This is a genomic window from Sphingomonas sp. CCH21-G11 (assembly GCF_001555965.1).
Classification (GTDB): Bacteria; Pseudomonadota; Alphaproteobacteria; order Sphingomonadales; family Sphingomonadaceae; genus Sphingomonas.
Genome location: NZ_LSHX01000053.1, coordinates 26,882 through 45,723 on the forward strand (window position 1 = coordinate 26,882; position 18,842 = coordinate 45,723).

Below are 18,842 nucleotides of genomic sequence, written 5' to 3' on the forward strand. Positions count from 1 at the left end.
TCTCCCGAAATATCGCCCCCCAAGCGGATGTTCAAATCAACGAGTGTGTGGCACGCTCACCCGGTCAACGTTTCGCTTGGAAACGGAAGCAAAGTCCCATCGTCAATCGTCCCTGACCCCGATTTCCGTCGGATGAACGGAAGACGGCTTTCAGGATTTCGCTACTTCGGTTTCAACAGCCGATATTAGGGCGCGTAGCGGCCATCGACGCTAGTCTGAACCAACGACAGCTTTCGGGCGAAAATCGCGACTACTCGAATGACTGAGATTGAGGCGCATCGCAGACGCCTTAAACGTGGATGCGCAAGTTCGGCTTAGGCAGTGTAAGTGGTGCAGCGAGGCCTTCCAACACGCCATGACGTGCCTATTCGCAGCCTACCCCGTCTCCGTCGCGGTCCAGATGGCGTCCATAACCGGCATCGCCCACCCGCACTGGTGCAGCACCTGCAGCGCGCGCCGCCGAGCAATTGGCAAACGCCCTGCCCTCATTTGTATCTCCACCTACAAAGCCGCGTGGCCGATTGGCTGGTCGGCCTGATTGGGCTGACGGTCCACGGTGACAATGATAGCCGGTGCCGCCCTTTCGATCATGATGGCAACCGTCCTTGTTCAAGCCGCCGCCGTGCGCGTCCGACTGATCATGGCCCAACGACCAAATCGAAATTGCGGCGAACGCCGAGATCAACACCCTCGGCAGCTTGATCGAGGGTCGAGCAGGCCGGCTTGAATCGTTGTTCCCGCCGACCTGAGCCAAGCTTGTAATCCCATTCACAAGCGTGCCGAGGCCGCAAGCGCGCGAAATTTATCGACGTCCTTGGCGAAATAATGAAGCCGCGGTGCATCGAATGTCATCATGAACAGCCGGCCACCGATGATGGCGGCTTTCGCCTCGCCGTTGCGCGTGAGAAAGTCGGCGTCGACATACTGGTAGCTGAACGAGATGCCCTCCTTGCCCAAGAATGTGGTTGGCTGCGTGTCGAGAACCTGGAAGCTGCCGACGCGCTTGTAAGTTCGATACGTCCCCTCAAGCAGCTCCGGCACTTCTACCAGCAGCGTCGTCGCGGTGAATTTAGGTAGCGGTTCGCGCTTCTTGCTACGCTCCTTGACCAATGGTTTGCCTGTCTCGATGCCGGCGAAAAACGTGACATCGTTCAGTTGTTCGCCGTCGAGGGTCCACGTTTCCGTATTCTTGCCGGGCTTTTGATCAAGCCGATTCCAGTCTCGGTCCGGCGTGACGGTGAGACTGGAGTCCGCCACCTGAACGGCGACACCTTTTTCCCGAAGCTTATGTGCGTCGGCTGGGTTGGAGGTCAGAAGAAGCAGTAATGACGCAGCCGCTACTGCAGCTCGAAACACGACATTCATTTCTGTGCGTCTCCCGGCACCAACATACGGATCATTTTTGCGTCAGACGCATCAGGCTTGAGTGTGAGGTAGGCACGAAGCGCGACTTGACCATCAGCCTGGCGTCCTGTTTTGAGCAGCGCTAACCCCAGGCCTCGATGGGCCTCGGGTAGCGCGGGATCGATCGAGATAGCGTTGGCATAGAATTCTGCTGCGTTGACGAGATCTCGCTGGTGGCCACGTGTTCGATAGAGCTCGCCGCGAGCGAACCACAGGGGTGCCGTCCAGCCGGATTCCGCGAGCCGATTGATGATGTACTCGCTTGCCCCGAAATCGTTCAGCTTGATCTGGTCTTCGAGGAAGGTCGGCAGCCACCGAGCCATCGCTTCCCGATAGCGGCTTGCGCCGTCGTCGCGTGTTGCAGCTGAGGGAAGGGCTAAAGCTTCTAGATAGGAAGCTCGTTCAGCGTGCGGAGGGTGGGATGCCGTAAAGGCAATCGCCTTGAAATCGGGCTTGCGCAGGCCGCGCACCTGGGCCGACGCCTCGATTTCGCTCATCAGGTTTTTCCAAACGGCTGACGCTGCTTGCGGACGCAAACTGCCGTTGTTGAGGTAGCCAAGTCCAAGGAGGTCGGCTTCGCGTTCCTGATCTCGACCATAGCGGAAAAAGTTCCCGTAAATCGAGAGTTCGAGATTCTCGTAAGATCGAGCGACGTCGTAGCTCGGTACCATGCTGGCAAGCAGCCCACTCCACGCAAGTATGTCGCTCCCTCTCCGCCTAGCTTTGAATTCGCTAACGGTATGACGCTGCTCAAAATGCCCGAACTCATGACCGAGCACCGCAGCCAGTTCAGCTTCACTGCGCATTCGCAGCAAAAGTCCGCTGAAGACCCGCAACGTGCCATTTGGCGACATCGACGCGCCGAAGGTGGGCTCGCGCATGATATAGACGCGAGCAGCATTGCAGCGATCTGCGCCGACCGTTGAGCAGAGCACTCCCTTTACATAGCTCGTCAGCTGTTCGTCGCGCACGACCACGGGGGAAGCAACGAGTTTGCGCTCGCTTTCGTCGTCCTCACGCCAAAGGCCGATCTCATCGGTCCCATTGGGTTGGTAAGCGCCAGTGTATGGAGGCGGAGGGGGCGCGGGCTGGGCCATGGACGTCCAGGGAACCATTCCAACCATGATGCCGACGATCAGGCGGGCCAATTGCAGTCCCATCGTCATTCTTTTTCAAGCTGGCTGCCGGGAAGCCCCTCGAGCAGCTGACGTACGCGCTTCTGGGAGCCGTCCACTTCACGGACGTCTCCGCCCATCGCAGCATCGGCGTTCAACCAAAGCAGGTCGCCGGTTTTCAGGTCGACAAGGGCCGCGTAGCCAATATGCTCACCGGATTGGACCGGGATCCCGGGGCCGAGGGCAGCCAGGATTTGCAGCACCTTCCGGCCCGTAGAGCCATAGGCGTCCTTGTTGTAGATGAAGAGCGCATAATCGGCTTCTTGCGCGCCGGGGAGCTCGGCTACACCCGGCCCCAGCGACCAATCAAAAACCTCCGCCTTGTTTTCGCGCTTTTTCGTGGGCAGCCGGTTTCCGACGAAGAACTGATACTCAATGACCGCCTGCGACACTGCGGCGAACAACGCCATATGCTCCTGAAGGTTCTGCGCCTGCTCGCCATAGGCTTCCGGCGCGACGATGACCGTGTTCCCGAGCTTGGACTGGACCTGCTCCAGCGACCTTTGGATGTTCCGTTTGGCGGCCTCAGTCCATTCGGCATTTGGTTCGAACACACCACCGGTGGACTGGGCACCTACGCTTACCGCAGGTCTGAACACGAGAATACGTTTGCCGCTTTTCTCCGGAAGGGAAAATCCCTGCTTCACGGCAGAGCGCTCCTGGCCGCTCGCTGATTCGACGACAGACGCGGTCAAAGCCAATGCAACCGTGCAAAGACACGCGAACGATCTCATATTGCCCCCATCAACCTCAGCCCCGGCCACGACCGTAAAGCACGATGATGAAGTCATGCAAGTGACTGGCTTGCTTCTCGTTTGCGTCGTCCACCTGCTTGAACCCGGACGTGTTCGCCCTGAACATGCGAGTCTGGTTCCGGTGTGGCTCGCGCAAGTTGAATCGGGGTAGGCTATCCCACATTGCAGCCTTTACCGCCTCGGCCAGCCATTCCCTTCAGAACTTACTGACGCGTGCCTCCGCGAGGTTTGTGTCGCCAGAAGCGCCGGCGCCGGTAGGAGATAGGCAGTCCCTTCGAGCGCATTCCTGATTCTGAAGCCAGTCGGATAAGCACCCGCCGGCGATCGGTCGGATCGGGTTCGCGAATTATGAGGCGAGCGCTCCAGCTTCCCGAAGGAAAACATCGCGAATCGCGCTCCGGCACAGCGTGTAGGAATGGCGCTGACTGGATAGGTACTCTGGCCTAACAGCTCCAAAGGAAGCTCCACCAGAGGTCGTATTCTCTGCCGCAAGGCTCGCGTGGACCCAAGAACGGTGCCGGTCGTCCGCTCGATCGCGATAGCGCAGTTGGCGGCGGACGGCGGTTGCCTATGTTTCGGATCGAGTTAGCGGATCGACGCTTGTCGTTGTGCTCAGCAGGTGCAACGATCCGGCCCCGGCCTGCTGCAGATATGGGGTATTGCGTGAGCGACGTAGCGCCTTCGCTTTCCGAAGGACAAAAAAATTGCCTGAGGCTGGTGGCACGTGGCCTATCGTCCAAGGAAATCGCGCTTGAAACGGGGCTGTCGCCTCAAACGGTCGATACCTACCTCAAGCAGGCGGTAGCTAAGCTTGGCGCATCAAATCGTCGCGAGGCGGCGCGAATGTTCGAGGATTTGCAGGTATCCCAGAATTTGGGATCACAACCGCCAGCGGTTGCGGTCGAGGCAACAGATAAGTCACCGACGGTGCCGAGGCAGCGTTCGCTGTGGCGCCTGCCGCCGCTGGGTGGAGAAGAAAACGATCTCGACTGGCAAGGGAAGACGCTTGAAGTGATGCGCGTGGCGGTCATCGGCACCACGGTCATGCTTGCACTAACCTTGTCGTTCATTGGTTTGTACCAGGTCGTAAGCTGACCATCCGATTTTATCACACATCATCGCTCGCACGACGTGTGGCGAGGGGAAAAGGTTATGCTCGAGTTCAGACCGGGGGCTGGTGCCGTCGTTGCCGCCGATACCAAGAATGCGGTTGCGGCGGTTGACGATGCGCTTCTGCAGAGCGCGCGGTTGTGCGCCTCGATTATCGAAGCGTCTCAAGGCTCCAACTTGCCGATTTCGCGGAGCCAGAAGCTCTACAAATCAATGGCACAAGGCCTCAACCGTGTTGTGGAGGGACGCGGTGACTTGGTCGATACCATTCGCGAGCTCACCCTCATCAAAGAGGACAGCAACTTCGCGTCCGCAAACTTCGGGTGTCCGGACGGATGGGTGCCAGGCAGATATGACGCAGAAGCTAGTCAAGCTGCGACCCACGCCTGAGCGCGAGGGTCATTCCCTGCACGACCCGGTACCGCCTCCCACGGCCGTCAGCACTGTAGAAAACTGCCGGCAGGTGAGGTGGTGATCGGGCTCATCTTCTGGTCGCTTGCGGTGATCGCATGCCTTTATGCCGCGCTCGCAGGCGGAAAGGATGGACAATGGGCAGCAGCCCTAATTCTGCTCGCGGCGGTGCTAACCATACCTGCGTCAAGGATGGGAACCGCCTTTGGCAAGCTCGAGCTGGCGGTCTTGGTGGTGGACCTAGGATTGTTTGTCGGCCTATTTGGGCTCGCTCTCAAGAGCAAGCGGTGGTGGCCCGTCTGGATGGCCGGATTTCAGCTCATTGCAGTCGCAACCCACCTGGGTGCGGCACTGGCACCGTCTTTCGTTTCGAAGATTTATTTTGCTGCCTCTGCTTTTTGGGCAATTCCCATCATGGTGGCGATGGTGGCCGGCATCGCTCGCGACCAACATTTCAAAGCGCTTCGACGTCGCGCGCGGTAGCGCTTCGAGGGGCGCATCGATGAGCTTCATCGGCAGAACACCCGACCCTGCGGCGCAAAACCAGCATTCGCCGGTGACTTCTCAGGTGATGCTCTCGCCAATGCGTCCCTCTGCTCTGAAGGTCGCAATAGCTGCCCGAAGGTACTTAAAGGCACGTCGGTGGCGTGAAGCAATGTTGCCAAACAACATGTTCGCCGATCCAGCATGGGATATCCTTCTGGACCTCTACGCAAGCGAGAGCGAGGGCTTAGCTGTAAGCGTTAGCGACGCGTGCCATGCGGCAAGCGTTCCTGCCACCACGGCCTTAAGGTGGCTATCTCGGCTCGAGCAAGCTGGACTCATCGAACGCTCTCCCGATCCTTTGGACGCTCGGCGAATCTTTCTGACCCTTAAGGAACCCGCGCGCACAGTTTTGCACGATTGGCTGGCGGGGCTTTTCATTGCAGATCGGGTGTGATCACCATCCCCGACATTCTGGTTGCTACTATCCCGCAACGTATGACCTGGAAGTTTTTGTTATACCGGCTCACCAAACACTACAGAGTTCTAGTGTTTCTGTAAATCGAAGGGCAAATTTATGTCATCCCATCCAAACCCGGTTTCACTGACATATGTAGTAAACGTCTCCGTGACTGCTAATGGCAATGTCCATCCCAAAATATTTGTCGAGGTGAACGGTGTGGCTCGTCACTGGAGCCTTACAGAGGCAAGCAACCACATCGTTTACTTTTTAGCGATTTTGTCGTGTTTGGTTGACGCTATTGCGACTGGAGCTCATGATGTGACGATCGAAATTGGGAATCAGACTGCAACGCGATTAATTAACGGATCACAGACAGCTCGAGAGCAGCATATCCTTGTGTTGCTTCAAGCAGTAAAGGTGGCGGCCAGTGCCATACCTGGTAAATTCCAAGTTTTATGAGCACTGGTCGCCACAATATGATTACGCTAATTCCGCCTCAAAGCTGCCAACCTCATTTCCCGGGCTACCGGTCTCATCGCCGTACCACCTGAAGTCCGCGTCAACGACGAGGTGCAAGCACTGCCCTTCTTTTACGCGAAGAGGCCTGATCGCTCGGCGATTCCTGATTTCCAGAAAGGGAATGATGAAAGCTACGTCTACAATCGAATCAGCTTTCAAAAAACTCCCATCAGCATGGCGAAGTGCCGTATATTCCTGACCGTTGTCAGATCGATAGAAACGAGCGCCAGTCACGCCCTCCAGAACGCCGATTTCACGAAAAATGGTCCTGTATTTCGGCCCATATCCCCCAAGCCTCTTCAGAGAAGAATTAATTGATTCAAAGAAGTTAATAATATGGCCTTCGATTTTAACATCTTCGGTCTTAATCGGTGCGGTTTCAGTCCAGAAATTGACCTCGGCTTGGTCGGTATCACTATATTTCATGTAATTGAAAATCATCATTTTTCCTTTCTATGGCAAAAGCCAATCAACAAAATCGAAAATCTGAGTATGTGTTTGAAGCAGCACCGGTTCGGTTATAGTCGTCCGAACTTTTTACCGGGGCGGACGGCAGAGAGCAGAGGCGCCATGAAGCTGCTGCGTCCATTAGACGATGAAGCGGGCCGGTTGCGCGCTGGAGTTGGAGCCGGCAAGCAGCCAGGCCTTGTGACCAAGAGCAATCGGCGCAGCGCCCGCCCCGCCGCGCTGTTCGTGAGGTAAATCCGGTGGTCGTTAAGAAAGGCGGCAAAGAGCAGCCAGGACGAGGCCACCGCAAAAAATGCTGATGTCCGCGGCCAGGCGGGAAGCCGTGGCCTATCTCGGAATGCTGCCCGAGGTGAGCCAGCAGCGAGTCATCGTTCAATGTGCTGGGAGTGGATCGGATGACGGTTCGGTATCGCGGGCAGCGGAACGACGATGCCGGCGTCCGGGAAGGGATGCTGGAGCCAGCGGCGCTCCGCCGGTTCGGCGATTGCCGCCTGCACTGACTCTTGAGCCGCGAAGGCGTGTCGATCTACAACAAGAAGCTACAGCGGCTGCATTCGCGACGACCTACTCAATGAGGCTCAGCTCATAAGCCGTACTCGTGCCAAGGCCGAGACCGCTGGGCGGACTGCGGACTACATCCGAGACAAGCCGCAAGCGGCTCCATCATCCGCTACACGGGGGGTCCTCACCGCAGAACATGAAACGCAAACACCTGCGTCGCTGTGCCCTGGGGTCTTTCCTGCGTCACGCGCCACTTCGACGCGTTGATGCTCGAAACGAACGACCGACTTTAATCTCAGTTGAGGAAAGCTGGGTTACACGCCTTCAGGCACCGTCGAATCCGCATTCTTGCCTTTGCGCGCAGTTTCGACGGCAGACGTTATCTGCGCTTGGCTAGCAACAACCGTTTGGGCCGCCTGTTTCGCGCGATCCTGAAAAGCGAGAATGTCCGGTTGACGTAGTTTGCGACTGCCTCAGCACCGTTGATGTGCTCTCGCAATTCCTGGGTCATTTCGGCCTCGGTCATACGGATATGCCGGGACGGATCATTCGATTCGAACCAAAGGTAGAACCAGGGTTCTCCACGTACCAGCCTTAGCTCCTGGTCAGTCTGCCACCATTCGAACGCCCACATCATGCGCCTTGGCCAAATGTGGATTGGAAGACGACCGCCGATGACGACTCCGGGCCATTTATGAGCTGTAACGCTAAGGAATGGGGGTGTCTGCGACATCCACACCGAGGCGTCGGAAAAGAAAATATAGGGTGTAGTGATCTGGATAATCGGTCGCTCGGGATGTCTCCACTCCTTTTCCGCCACCATCGCGACAAATTGTTGAAGAAGCCGTGCCCGAACTGCTGATTGATCGCCGTCGAGATCAATAAGCGTGGGCCGACCACCCGCATCGCGGGCGAAACCGAGGCGAAGATCGAACGGGGTAGCCACCTCCCACAAGCGAGAATTGAAGTCATTCACGGCTGGGCAGTTGCCTACCGATTTGGCGTGCTGACGGCTTCCACCGGTCTCGGCCGCTCGACGAGGGTCATCCCACAAAAACTGGGCCTTCGATGTGTCCAGAACCCAGCCCACGACTTCGGCGCGCTTCGGCGCCATATCTTTTCGCTTGTTGGCGATATCGGTGCTGCCAACGGCTCGGGCGCGCAGCCAATTTCCGAGGTCAAGGACACCCATCAAACTTTCCTTCGATCCGTGCCCGGCTCATACGCCGGGTTATTCGGAACAGGGATCCCTCACGCCGAGCGATCGGTAGATCCAGCACAAGACATAACAACGTCGCACATTATGAGCGTCCAACTATTTGATCCAGATTGGATGCTTATAGTGAAACAGCGACTGCCGAATCGGTCAGCCTTAGGTTATCTTCTGGGTGTGTGATTCATCCAATGCCTTAAGCGCGTTGTGCTTTTATGCCCAGCAGAAGCATTTGGATAAATATTTGATGCCATTCTAATGTACGGCTTCGCTAGCCAGGTATTCGCACGCACACGGAGTACTTCGTCGATGGTGCACAAGGCTTCAGCAGACTTCGCGCACCAGCAATCGCCAAGGTTTCCCGAATGAGGGCTGCGCCGCCTCATTGCGTATCATCACGGCGCTCTGTGGAGTATCGATATGAAGAATGATGCTGGAATCTCAGTTTTTCGGGCCCTCGAGCCGTGGGAGGTGGAACTCGTTTCTGGCGGTAACGGAGGCGGCGAAGACATCGTCGTTTACGGCGGCGGCGGCGGTAACGGCGACGGTGGCGGCGGTTATGGGGGTGTTGTCGGTGGAGACGGCCCGACGACCTTGCCCCCAATCCAAACCACTGATGCGAACGGCAATTCTCTGACGATTGAGCCTCGCATCGATTTGACCAATAAAACTGCAGATCTTGGCATTATTGCAGCAAATTCTGCCGGCTCATTAGATGTAACATTCAACCTTCCAACGCTGTCTGTCGAGACATTCAAACTTAATTTGTTTGACGGAAACGCAACGTATTCCGCCACGATAAATGTCGGAACGAACTTTGCGACTGGGAATTATTCAGTAGATTTTGGTGGCGGTGCGACAGGTTCATTCTCTTTAGGGACTAACGGGCAGAACTTCTCTATTGGGATTTCATTCAGGTCTCCTCTCTGAATAAAGGGAGGTGCGGCCGGCCATATCTGGTCGGCCGCTACAAGCTTGTGAGATCAGTAATGCGTACATTCCTAATTTTGATTACATGCTTTTTGACGCTGAGCCCGGCGGCGCGTGCGACGCCTGCTGGCATCTTTATTGAAAGGTGGCGTGCCGTCTCTCGGCCACCCGTGGAAAAAGGGGTTTCGCCCGATACGGTGGCACAACGCCTGGCTGATAACCCTGAGTTCAAAGCGCTGATCCGCGAGTTTCATGATGCACTTCAGCGATACAGCGCCGAGATTCGGTCATCGCGGTCGTCCGGTCGCGCCGCCCGCTCTTGCCCCCCGCCCGGCGTAGAGGTGGTGATGGACGACATGCTCGAACGTATCGAGCGTCTGCCAACCGAGTGGAGAGATCGGGAACTGTCTGACGCGTTCGGGGCCGCGATGGACGCCCAGTATCCATGCGGCACAGCCTCATGATAGGCTAGGAACTGCCTTAAGTTACTTACGAGATACGGAGAAATTTGATGTTCTTCCGCCTTGTTGTCGCTGCGCTGCTGTCAACCGCTATCTCGCCGGCGGTTCAAACTCAGTCAGGAGAGGTTTCGCCGCGCGTCGCAGATGCCATGCCTGACGATAGCAGCAAGTTGTTCGTGCGGTTCGCTCGGCGTGAAGCTTTTGCTGCAGTTCCCGTTGAATTTGTTAAGGGCCTGATCTTGTTCCAGGCTCGAATCAACGGAAAGCAGGTCACCGTGCTTCTCGACAACGGCACACAACGGACTGTGATTGATACAGCATTCGCTCAGGGTGCGGGTATCGAGCTAGGTCGTAAGGCTGGTGACGCGTTCACGGGTGTATCGCGCATTTCCACGCGATTGGCCGGTCCAGTAACTTTCGAGGTGCCGGGTGCGCTGACGATCGATGGCGAAGTGCTCGCATTTGATCTCGGCCCAATCTCGAAGGCGGTGGGCCGTCCGGTCCATGCAGTGCTCGGAGGCGATGCGCTCCATCGCATGGCCTTTGTGGTGCAGCCCGAGAAGCGCGAGTTGTCGATCGTGCCGAGCGGTTCGATTAGGCTCGAGGGCCCGGACGTTGTTCGAATACCGATTGGCGCGGACGCGCACGTCGAAGCGCTGATCAATGGCAAGCCGGTGCGCATGGCTATTGACTTTGGGCATACAGGCGTCGCAGCAGTGACGGATGAGGCTTGGGGCCGAGTGTTCGGTCCTAATGTGGTTGAGATCGGCAGGACCACATACACGCTCGCTGATGGCGAAGTCCGCGCGTCCCGGATCGCGAGAGCAGATCTCAAGCTCGGTGCTTTGACGGCGCAGAATGTACGAATCCTAAGCGGGTTCATTTCAACTAAGCCCCGCGATGGGATTCTTGGCACCGACCTGTTTCTACACGGAACGGCCGTGATGGACGTTCCGCGAGGAGAGATGATCCTATTGGTTCCCCGGCAACAGGCAGGAGCTAAAGCCCCGACGCCGGTTCAGGCACGATAACATGCCCGATCATGGCTCGATGGGGCATCATCCGCCTGCGGCGGACTTGTTTCGAGCTGAGGCCATCGAATCTCAAGCTCGACGTCTCCATGGCGCAGTCATCCTCACGCAATCGTTCACGACGAAGGTTGCTACCGCCGCTCTGGCGTTTATCGCTTTTGGGGCCTTTGTCTGGGTTTCAACCGCTCAGTACGCAAGGATCGAAACGGTTCGCGGAATTCTGGTTCCCGCCGGCGCATATGCAAAGATACATGCGCAACGTCCTGGGACGGTCACGTCGTTGTATGTGCGGGAGAACGACATCGTTGACGTAGGCGCGACGTTGGCAGTCGTGACTGTTGAAACACCCAACGCTGCCGGGGGTGTGATCACCCTAAAGGAAAGCGAAATAATCGATCGACAGCTGGTGGCCTCAGATGCGCAGTCTCGGCTTGCTCAGGACCGTGCCAAGGCGGAAGTTGTTCGTCACCGCAACATTCTTGCAGGGGTCAAAAGACAGATTGCCACGCTCGCCGCTCAATTACGCATCCGCACCCAGCTCATCGCCTCACTGAGAGCTTCAACTGAAAAGGCCGAGACTCTGGCTAATCGGGGGTATGTTACCCGAACTGAACTCGAACGTCGGCAGCAGGTTTTGCTCAGCGCTGAAGAGGTTCGATTACAACTGGAGCAGCAGAAAATTGCGCTTGAAGCCGATGTCAGTCGGATACTGGCAGAGATCCAGCAAGCTGAGCTGAACGGGCGTTCTGAGGAGGCGGCCGCGCGGATAGCCCTTAGTACGTTGCAAAGGCAACAGACCAGGCTCGGAACCGAATTTGGCTATTCAGTAAAGGCGCCTGTCTCCGGTCAGGTGACCGCGCTCCAAATTGCAGTGGGTCGGTCCGTAACCCCTATCGTCCCATTGATGACGATAATTCCTCCAGATACAAAGCTAAAAGCCGACCTCTACCTGCCGACGAAGGCAGTCGGCTTCGTTAAGCGTGGTCAAGAGGTTAAGCTCCTCTATGACGCTTTCCCATACCAAAAGTTTGGAAGCTATTCGGCAAAAATCGAAAACATCTCCCGTGTGGCATTGTCGGCCGATGAAACTGGCGCGCCTCTACAACTGGAAGGGCCAGTCTATCGAATAACCGTTCAGCTTAGTCGGCAACAGATAGAGGCCTATGGGCAGAAGGTTGCCTTGCAACCGGGGATGACGCTGGTTGCTAACATCGTTCTGGAACGACAATCACTTGTCGATTGGTTGCTTGATCCGCTGCGCGCGGTCGCAGAGCGAATCTAGCCATGCTAGAATATCTTGACTTTGGCCTGAGGCGCCAGGTCCCTATGATAAGGCAGACTGAAGCCAGCGAGTGTGGCTTGGCTTGCTTGGCGATGGCAGCAGGGTATCACGGCTTACACACCGATCTGCTTGCGCTCCGTCGACGGCATCAAACATCGCTGAAGGGCATCACGCTTAAACAACTGCTTCAAGTGGCGGAGCACATGCACCTTAGCGCTCGGCCAGTTCGATGCGATATCGAAACAATGAATCATTTAGCTCTACCCGCAGTTTTGCACTGGAATTTTAATCATTTTGTTGTGCTGACAAAATTTTCACGCCGACTGGGAAAACTGCGATACCACATCAATGACCCTGCCAGTGGCAGGTTGGAAGTCGGCAATGAGGAGATGCGGGAGCGATTCACAGGCGTTGCTCTCGAGATCAGGCCATTAATCAGCTTTCAGCCATCGTCTGATCGTATCCGGCTCAAGCTGAATCAGCTATGGGCACGCCTGGAAGGGTTCTGGCCTACGGTTCGGCAGGTTCTGGTTTTATCAATACTTTTACAGCTTTTTGCTCTTGTCGGACCCCTCTTCCTTCAGATCTCGATCGACAATGTCCTGCCTGCGGCTGATGAGCGCCTTCTATATGTCTTGCTCATCGGGTTTCTCGGGCTCGTGTTGATTTCCACCCTGACGAGCTGGGTCAGGGCGCTGGTTCTGGTGCGAATGTCCAGTTCGTTGTCGTATCAGGTGACCTTGAACCTTTTCCGGCACTTGCTCAGATTGCCTCTACCGTGGTTTGAGCGAAGGCACGTGGGCGACGTCGTATCCAGATTTGGATCGACAAAGCCCGTCTCAGACCTGCTGAGCCAAGGCCTCATCGCGTCCGTCATTGATGGGGTAATGGCAATTCTCACCCTCGCCTTGATGTTCATGTATTCGCCAGCGCTTGCGTCTCTAGCGCTTGTGGCGGTGATCGTCACCGGTGCGTTGAAATTTGGATTCTTCTCGGCTCTCCGCCAGGCAAATGTAAATGCGATCGTCGCGATCGCAAACGAGTCGAGTGCATTTATCGAGTCGATACGTGGCGCGGCAACGATCAAAGCGTTTGGCGAGGAAGGAAATCGCGAACAGCTTTGGCAGAAGAAGAAGGCCGACGCAGTCAACGCGGAGATGAAGGCAGGACGCTTGAATGCCGCGTTCTCCGCCGGCCAGGAGCTCGCGCTCGGGATCGAGCGGATTCTCTTCGTGTACATCGCCATAGGGTTTGCAATCAAAGGCGGGCTGTCGCTTGGGATGGTATTTGCTCTCCAGTCATACCGGCAGCATTTTTTGAGCGCCGCGACGAACCTCCTGCAGCAAGCCGTGAGCTACCGCCTGCTAGATATGCACCTGTCCCGGATTGGCGACATAGCGTTGAGCACTCCTGAGAATCTCGTTGAGGTGCCCAGCCTCGTCCCAACCGAATCCGGGCAGGCTGCTACCCTCGAGCTTAGGAACGTGCGATTTCGGTATGGGCCTCACGACGCTGAGGTCATTAAGGGGATCAGCCTAAAAATATCGGCAGGAGAGATGATCGCCCTGGTTGGTCCCTCCGGCGGAGGGAAAACCACACTACTTAAAATCCTCATGGGCCTTCTTGAACCGACATCTGGTGAGGTGCTTGTAAATGGCCAGTCACTTGCCTCTTACGGTTTAGGGCGATGGCGGCGAGAAGTGGCTTCCGTGGCCCAAGACGATGCTTTGTTTGCTGGCACGTTGGCGGACAACATCTCGTTCTTCGATCCAGAGCCCGATGGCGCACGAATAACTCAGGCTGCGCAATTGGCGTCGATCGATCAAGATATCGAACGCATGCCCATGCAATATTATACGGCTGTAGGTGACATGGGTTCGGTACTTTCGGGTGGACAAAAGCAACGTGTTGTTCTTGCGCGTGCGCTCTATCGTAATCCGACCGCTCTATTTCTCGACGAGGCTACGGCACACCTCGATCCTGAATCCGAGCAACGCGTTGGACAGGCAATCCTCGAGCTCACTTGTACACGCATCATCGTCGCGCATCGGCCAGAAACGATCAAGCGTGCCAACCGCCGCTTCTATATCGAGGACGGCCAGATTGTGCCGCCCGAACGTATTTCGGGAATGACGGTCCATGAGGGTGTCGTGCGAAAAGCGAGCTGACTGTCACCCGGCACCCCCAGCTTTTTACGGGAGGAGTGGTTGTTGATGTCTCCACCTAGGCCAGATAATGAACCGCCATACAGGATTGATCGGCTCGGAATAAGCTATTCGACGTTTGGTGCGTCGTTTGGAGTAAAGACGCAAGTTCGCGTCGTGAGTTCGCCGCACATGTTTTGGCTCAACTCCGCTTGGCTTGAAAGTTTCGATCGACAAATCAGAGGACCGGCTGCCCGAGCGGATGTGGTTAGCTGGCTGATGAATAATTATGCCGTCCAGACGGTTGAGGACGAGTCTGCCGCCGACACCGGCGTTGATGCATATGCCGATCGATATGGCGCGACCGACGGGGCTGCCCACGGTGGCAGCGGCCGCTGCGTCTACGTTAATACGTTCAACATCAAAGGCGTGGGTAGAACACCATTGGTAGCAAGCGGTGCGGTGAACCACGCGCATGGCGGCTTCGGATTGATTGAGGCGCTTCGAGGCACTGTCTACGCCGAGCTGGTCCACAGAGAAAGCCTACACGGTGCCGTCAGAACCTTAGCGATATTGACCCTGCCGCCGTTTGGCACGCATCCGACCGCCCGTCGATGTCTTTTAATCAGGCCTAACTTCGTTCGCCCTGCACATGCGGAGAGGAGCCTTTTTTTCGGTCGATCAGGCTCCGTGGACAGCGATCAATATCAGGATCATCTTCGCGTGCAGGAAGCGCGGCGACAGTTCGTGATGCAAGGGCTGAATTCTAAAGACGTTGCTGTCCGCGCCGCTCAGCAGATAGGGTCACTTGACGCGCTCCAGATGGCTCAGGGGAGGTTTACTTCATCAAATATGTCAGTCGATGGCCAGGTCGCTGATTTTGAGACATTCCGATTATTCAACAACTGGAACTATCTCTCCGGATTTCGGGAGGGTCATCATTTATTTGGTAGAGAGATTGACGACCTGGTCTACGCAGCGAGCAGCTGGTCCCGACGTTGGGAAGGAAAGCGGAGGCCGGACGAAACGTTGAGCGAAACGGTCAGATCTGCCCATCGTGATGGATTTATCAAGACGTTGCATAATATTTTCCCCACTTGGGATAGTGTAAGCAGGACGAGTCAGCATCGTGCTTCTATGCAAATCTATAAGGATGTTGTAGTTTCTCGAAGATCATCAGGGTTATTTTGTAACATTTTCGAGAACTATGATTTGAGTGCGTCCGATAGCGTGAGGCAAGCGATTGAGATCGCACGCATGGCCGGATATGAACCTGCTCAAGCCCAGGTCATTGCTGGCAGGATTCTTTACGCTCGAAATCGAAGATCAGCGGCAGATTTTCGTAATATAAATTGGGACATAGCAGCCCTTGCAGCTGTGGTTGATTTAGAGCCCGATGGCGTTGAAGAATGGGTTATGCAGACGGTTTCGAGAATAAGGCGCCTCCATAAGTTTTCCAGTCCGTGGATGATTCCTCTGTTCCGAGATACCGACCCCAATCGACTCGTCGTATATGACGTGTCGCGGCGTTCATTCGGCTACATGCGCCTTCAAGAGGAGCTGCTCTCATCAAAAATTTCTGGATTTCATCCCGTCAGCAAGGCTGAAGTCGAGAAGGCCGCTCAGTTGGTTAATGATCTGACTGGCTCCGATCATAAGGCGATCGTTCTGGATGTTCTGTTTCACGAGCTAATTAGCAAAGCGAATCCGGCTTGCATCGAAAATGCATAAACATACTTATGATAAATCGGATTGGTATCGTCTCCTTGGCGAGGCGGTCGTTGTTTTGATCGGCTCAAGGCGCATCCGTGCCGACATTGCTACAGTGGGGGCCTTTGTATGGCCATATGCACAACTGAGTCAGATATCGATTCTATATGGGCGGGGAAGATACCCATCGGGATATATCACATGGGGTAACCTCACCGCAGATGGAATTGAAAGGTTGTCACAGCACCCCAACGATATTCCCGATATCGAAGACCTAAATGCAGGTGATAATCTGGTGGTGTTTGATATCGTATCTAATCTCCCCAGCCTCCGTTTAGTGAAAGCCGAAATACGTCACTTACTGGGGCCCGATCGAAGCAATTTTTACGGAATTAGATACAATCGCCAGACGCATCGTCTCACATTACGTCGATATTCGTTTAGCCCGCTGAGCGATCACCGGTGGCGTGGAGATTAATTTGGAAGGTACTGTGAATCGGGGACTGAACGGTCCCGTTCGCGGGTATATTGATGGGTATGCTGTCCAGCTACTGCGGGCCATACGACGTGATGGGGATCTGCATGATGGTATGGCTTATTTTAGAGCCTACACATCTGGCAGATTTAGGGCATGTCCTGTCTTAACTAGAGAGTTTGCAGACTTGATTCAGAAATTCGGCAAGGTCCTGCGCCACTTTCGGTACCGCTCGGTAAATCACGCTACGCCCCACTTTCGTCGACACCACCAACCCGGCCAGTGTCAAAATAGTTAGGTGCGCGCTCATTGCCGTGGGCAGGGTTTTTGTAGCTTCGGCAATGGCACCTGCGGGCAGGCCCTCTTCGCCTGCCTCGATCAGCAGCAGAAACACAGCAAGCCGCGTTTCCTGGCTGAGTGCGCTCATCACGCTGCGCGCCTTGTTCTTTTCCATTCGGCCTCCTTAAGCGAACGCACCGAGCAGACGACCACATACGGCTGCATTCTTGGTTAAGAGGCCTTAACCTACAATAGTTCGCGAAGTATTGAAATATCTTTCTTTGAGTCCATATCGTCCGTCGCAAGCGGTGTCGCCCCGCTGCTGTTTGCGCAACTAATGCAGCTTTGGCGATGAGGAGAATGACAATGGACACGATGACCATTGCCCGATCAGGAGTCGCGCCTTCGATCTCAGGCCCCGGCTCCCTACCAGCAATACTTGATCCACTTGAGCCGGACGATGCGGGTGACGACCCTGTTATCACAACCCGCCGTGCGATTACCCGGGTAGCTCTTGTGGCGGTCGAAACGGGTGGCCGATTCCAGCGCGAGGGGATCGAGCATGATCCCATGTCGTGGATGCTGGCGCCGCGTGAACTCTTTGGTGGCCGGGCCGCAATTGATGCCTGCCTTGAGCGCGATCACTGCATGCGCAGTATTCTCGTCCACGGCCTCTCGCTTGGGCTGGATGTCGCCGCCACCGCGATCGACGCGCTGCTCGCCGATAATGATGACGACACTGAACCGATGCGGAAGCCGGATGCGCGTCCCAAGCGCAAGCAGCCCCATAAGGGCCTCCGTCCGCGCCAAACGTTGTTGTCCGATCCCAGGCTGTTTACGGCGACGATCAGCTACTCGGACCACAGTGTAATGCTTCAGGCGTTTCATGCGTCGATCGCGCGCGAGCCGTCCGAGGTTTTGGCAAGGCTGTGCGAGCGTTTTGGTCATGAAGCTGCGGCGGTCGCGGATATTCGCGAAGGTTTTCATCAGGCGACTCCGGTAGCGGTGGCGCTTGTGCAGGCGCCGGTCGCCGAGATGATCCGCCGAGTGGCACTTGATGCCGATCACCCGATCCACAGCGATTTCGCTGTGACGATCGAACAGCGCATCGACGCCTGACCTAAATCCACACGGAGGCATTCATGGCCAACAGACCGAGCCGCGACAGCGCGGCGGCGGACGAATTCGTGCGCCAGCTTCAACCTCTTCAGCTCGCCACTGGTCCTACTGGCGATGCTGAATCCCCCGGACCCTTTGGCGGCATTGCCGTCGATGTGGAGACGACCGGGCTTGATCCGGACAAGGGGCGGATCATCGAGATTGCGATGCGTCGGTTTCGTTATAACCGCGACGGCTTCATCACCGACATTGGCCAGCCCTATTCGTGGCTTGAAGATCCGGGCGAGCCGCTGCCCGGCGAGATCTCAGCCATCACGGGGCTGACCAATGCCGATCTTCTCGGCCAGGAAATCGACGCACCTGCGGCTACCCGTCTGCTGACTTCGGTATCGTTCGTCGTCGCACACAACAGCGCGTTCGATCGCAAATGGATCGAGGAGCGCCTGCCTGATGCTCGTGGGCTGGCTTGGTGCTGCTCGATGTCGCAGGTCGACTGGCGCGCGCGGGGTTTTGACGGTCGGACGTTGGGCTATCTGCTGATGCAGAGTGGCTACTACCATTCAGGCCATCGTGCCTCAGCCGATGTCGATGCGCTGATCCAGATGCTGCGTCACCAGGATGCGAGCGGCCAGACCGCGCTGTCGGAGATGATCGCGACAGGTTCGGCTTCCTCCTGGCTCGTGCGGGCGCGCGGTGCCGACATCACGACCAAGGACGATCTCTCTGCCCGAGGATATCGCTGGGATGTCCCGAAACGCGTCTGGTGGCGCGAGGTCGCTGACGATCAGCTTGAAGCGGAGCGGGCCTGGCTCGCCGATCACATCTATGTCCGAGCCGCCAAGCCCAAAGCCAGCGGCCCGGAGGTCGAGCAGGTCACGCCTCGCACCCGCTTCCTCTGACGCGCCCGAC

General features: G+C 56.4%; 20 protein-coding genes. 13 read left to right on the forward strand and 7 right to left on the reverse strand.

Annotated features, from left to right (window positions below):
- Window positions 1–364: 364 nt before the first annotated feature.
- The 4 genes from AX676_RS18475 to AX676_RS14475 are packed head-to-tail and all read right to left on the reverse strand — an operon-like array spanning window position 365 to window position 3,226.
- Entirely contained in the window at window positions 365–772 is a 408-nt protein-coding gene (locus tag AX676_RS18475) for an excalibur calcium-binding domain-containing protein (protein ID WP_331709231.1), read from the reverse strand.
- Complete coding sequence (locus tag AX676_RS14465; protein WP_066479411.1) at window positions 769–1,365, reverse strand: hypothetical protein; 597 nt, start codon at window positions 1,363–1,365, stop codon at window positions 769–771. Before AX676_RS14465 ends, AX676_RS18475 begins: the two co-directional genes overlap by 4 nt.
- Entirely contained in the window at window positions 1,362–2,564 is a 1,203-nt protein-coding gene (locus AX676_RS14470; RefSeq protein ID WP_231726542.1) for a M48 family metalloprotease, read from the reverse strand. Before AX676_RS14470 ends, AX676_RS14465 begins: the two co-directional genes overlap by 4 nt.
- Before the next feature lie 2 nt (window positions 2,565–2,566).
- The gene (locus AX676_RS14475; protein ID WP_331709232.1) at window positions 2,567–3,226 is read right to left on the reverse strand and encodes a hypothetical protein; all 660 of its coding nucleotides are present in this window, start codon (window positions 3,224–3,226) and stop codon (window positions 2,567–2,569) included.
- 771 nt (window positions 3,227–3,997) lie between these two features.
- Between AX676_RS14475 and AX676_RS17525 the strand changes: the two genes are divergently transcribed.
- The 4 genes from AX676_RS17525 to AX676_RS17925 all read left to right on the forward strand — a co-directional run bounded on the left by AX676_RS17525 (window position 3,998) and on the right by AX676_RS17925 (window position 6,260).
- Window positions 3,998–4,429 (forward strand): helix-turn-helix domain-containing protein, encoded by a 432-nt coding sequence (locus tag AX676_RS17525; protein WP_231726164.1) that lies wholly within the window; start codon window positions 3,998–4,000, stop codon window positions 4,427–4,429.
- A 57-nt stretch (window positions 4,430–4,486) separates the two neighbouring features.
- Entirely contained in the window at window positions 4,487–4,834 is a 348-nt protein-coding gene (locus AX676_RS14485; RefSeq protein ID WP_066479416.1) for a hypothetical protein, read from the forward strand.
- A gap of 81 nt (window positions 4,835–4,915) precedes the next feature.
- The gene (locus tag AX676_RS14490; RefSeq protein ID WP_156437719.1) at window positions 4,916–5,338 is read left to right on the forward strand and encodes a hypothetical protein; all 423 of its coding nucleotides are present in this window, start codon (window positions 4,916–4,918) and stop codon (window positions 5,336–5,338) included.
- A gap of 577 nt (window positions 5,339–5,915) precedes the next feature.
- The gene (locus AX676_RS17925; protein ID WP_156437721.1) at window positions 5,916–6,260 is read left to right on the forward strand and encodes a hypothetical protein; all 345 of its coding nucleotides are present in this window, start codon (window positions 5,916–5,918) and stop codon (window positions 6,258–6,260) included.
- Window positions 6,261–6,281: 21 nt separating this feature from the next.
- On the opposite strand, the gene AX676_RS14495 is transcribed toward AX676_RS17925, so the two are convergent.
- The gene (locus AX676_RS14495) at window positions 6,282–6,764 is read right to left on the reverse strand and encodes a hypothetical protein (RefSeq protein WP_066479420.1); all 483 of its coding nucleotides are present in this window, start codon (window positions 6,762–6,764) and stop codon (window positions 6,282–6,284) included.
- A 904-nt stretch (window positions 6,765–7,668) separates the two neighbouring features.
- The gene (locus AX676_RS17930; RefSeq protein ID WP_156437722.1) at window positions 7,669–8,481 is read right to left on the reverse strand and encodes a hypothetical protein; all 813 of its coding nucleotides are present in this window, start codon (window positions 8,479–8,481) and stop codon (window positions 7,669–7,671) included.
- Between the two features lie 441 nt (window positions 8,482–8,922).
- On the opposite strand from AX676_RS17930, the gene AX676_RS18175 reads away from it, so the two are divergent.
- From AX676_RS18175 to AX676_RS18590, 7 genes are all read left to right on the forward strand, one after another.
- Window positions 8,923–9,432: a hypothetical protein gene (locus AX676_RS18175; protein WP_197417807.1), complete on the forward strand. Its 510-nt coding sequence runs from the start codon at window positions 8,923–8,925 to the stop codon at window positions 9,430–9,432.
- A gap of 59 nt (window positions 9,433–9,491) precedes the next feature.
- Complete coding sequence (locus AX676_RS17940; RefSeq protein ID WP_156437874.1) at window positions 9,492–9,896, forward strand: hypothetical protein; 405 nt, start codon at window positions 9,492–9,494, stop codon at window positions 9,894–9,896.
- A 47-nt stretch (window positions 9,897–9,943) separates the two neighbouring features.
- A complete protein-coding gene (locus AX676_RS14505; protein WP_066483769.1) occupies window positions 9,944–10,924 on the forward strand; it encodes an aspartyl protease family protein in 981 nt (326 codons plus the stop codon).
- A 1-nt stretch (window position 10,925) separates the two neighbouring features.
- Window positions 10,926–12,206, forward strand: a complete 1,281-nt coding sequence (locus AX676_RS14510) for an HlyD family secretion protein (RefSeq protein ID WP_066483768.1) — start codon at window positions 10,926–10,928, stop codon at window positions 12,204–12,206.
- Between the two features lie 44 nt (window positions 12,207–12,250).
- Window positions 12,251–14,374 carry a peptidase domain-containing ABC transporter gene (locus AX676_RS14515; RefSeq protein WP_269450174.1) on the forward strand — a complete coding sequence of 708 codons (2,124 nt, stop codon included), beginning with the start codon at window positions 12,251–12,253 and terminating at the stop codon, window positions 14,372–14,374.
- A 255-nt stretch (window positions 14,375–14,629) separates the two neighbouring features.
- Window positions 14,630–16,081: a hypothetical protein gene (locus AX676_RS17945; RefSeq protein WP_156441232.1), complete on the forward strand. Its 1,452-nt coding sequence runs from the start codon at window positions 14,630–14,632 to the stop codon at window positions 16,079–16,081.
- Window positions 16,074–16,538 (forward strand): toxin-activating lysine-acyltransferase, encoded by a 465-nt coding sequence (locus AX676_RS18590; protein ID WP_082731167.1) that lies wholly within the window; start codon window positions 16,074–16,076, stop codon window positions 16,536–16,538. Before AX676_RS17945 ends, AX676_RS18590 begins: the two co-directional genes overlap by 8 nt.
- A gap of 163 nt (window positions 16,539–16,701) precedes the next feature.
- Here AX676_RS18590 and AX676_RS14520 read toward each other — a convergent pair whose 3' ends face one another.
- Window positions 16,702–16,989: an ArsR/SmtB family transcription factor gene (locus AX676_RS14520; RefSeq protein WP_066483766.1), complete on the reverse strand. Its 288-nt coding sequence runs from the start codon at window positions 16,987–16,989 to the stop codon at window positions 16,702–16,704.
- Between the two features lie 191 nt (window positions 16,990–17,180).
- On the opposite strand from AX676_RS14520, the gene AX676_RS18180 reads away from it, so the two are divergent.
- A complete protein-coding gene (locus tag AX676_RS18180; protein ID WP_197417093.1) occupies window positions 17,181–17,933 on the forward strand; it encodes a hypothetical protein in 753 nt (250 codons plus the stop codon).
- A 68-nt stretch (window positions 17,934–18,001) separates the two neighbouring features.
- Entirely contained in the window at window positions 18,002–18,832 is an 831-nt protein-coding gene (locus tag AX676_RS14535) for a 3'-5' exonuclease (RefSeq protein ID WP_231726062.1), read from the forward strand.
- The last annotated feature ends 10 nt before the right edge of the window (window positions 18,833–18,842 follow it).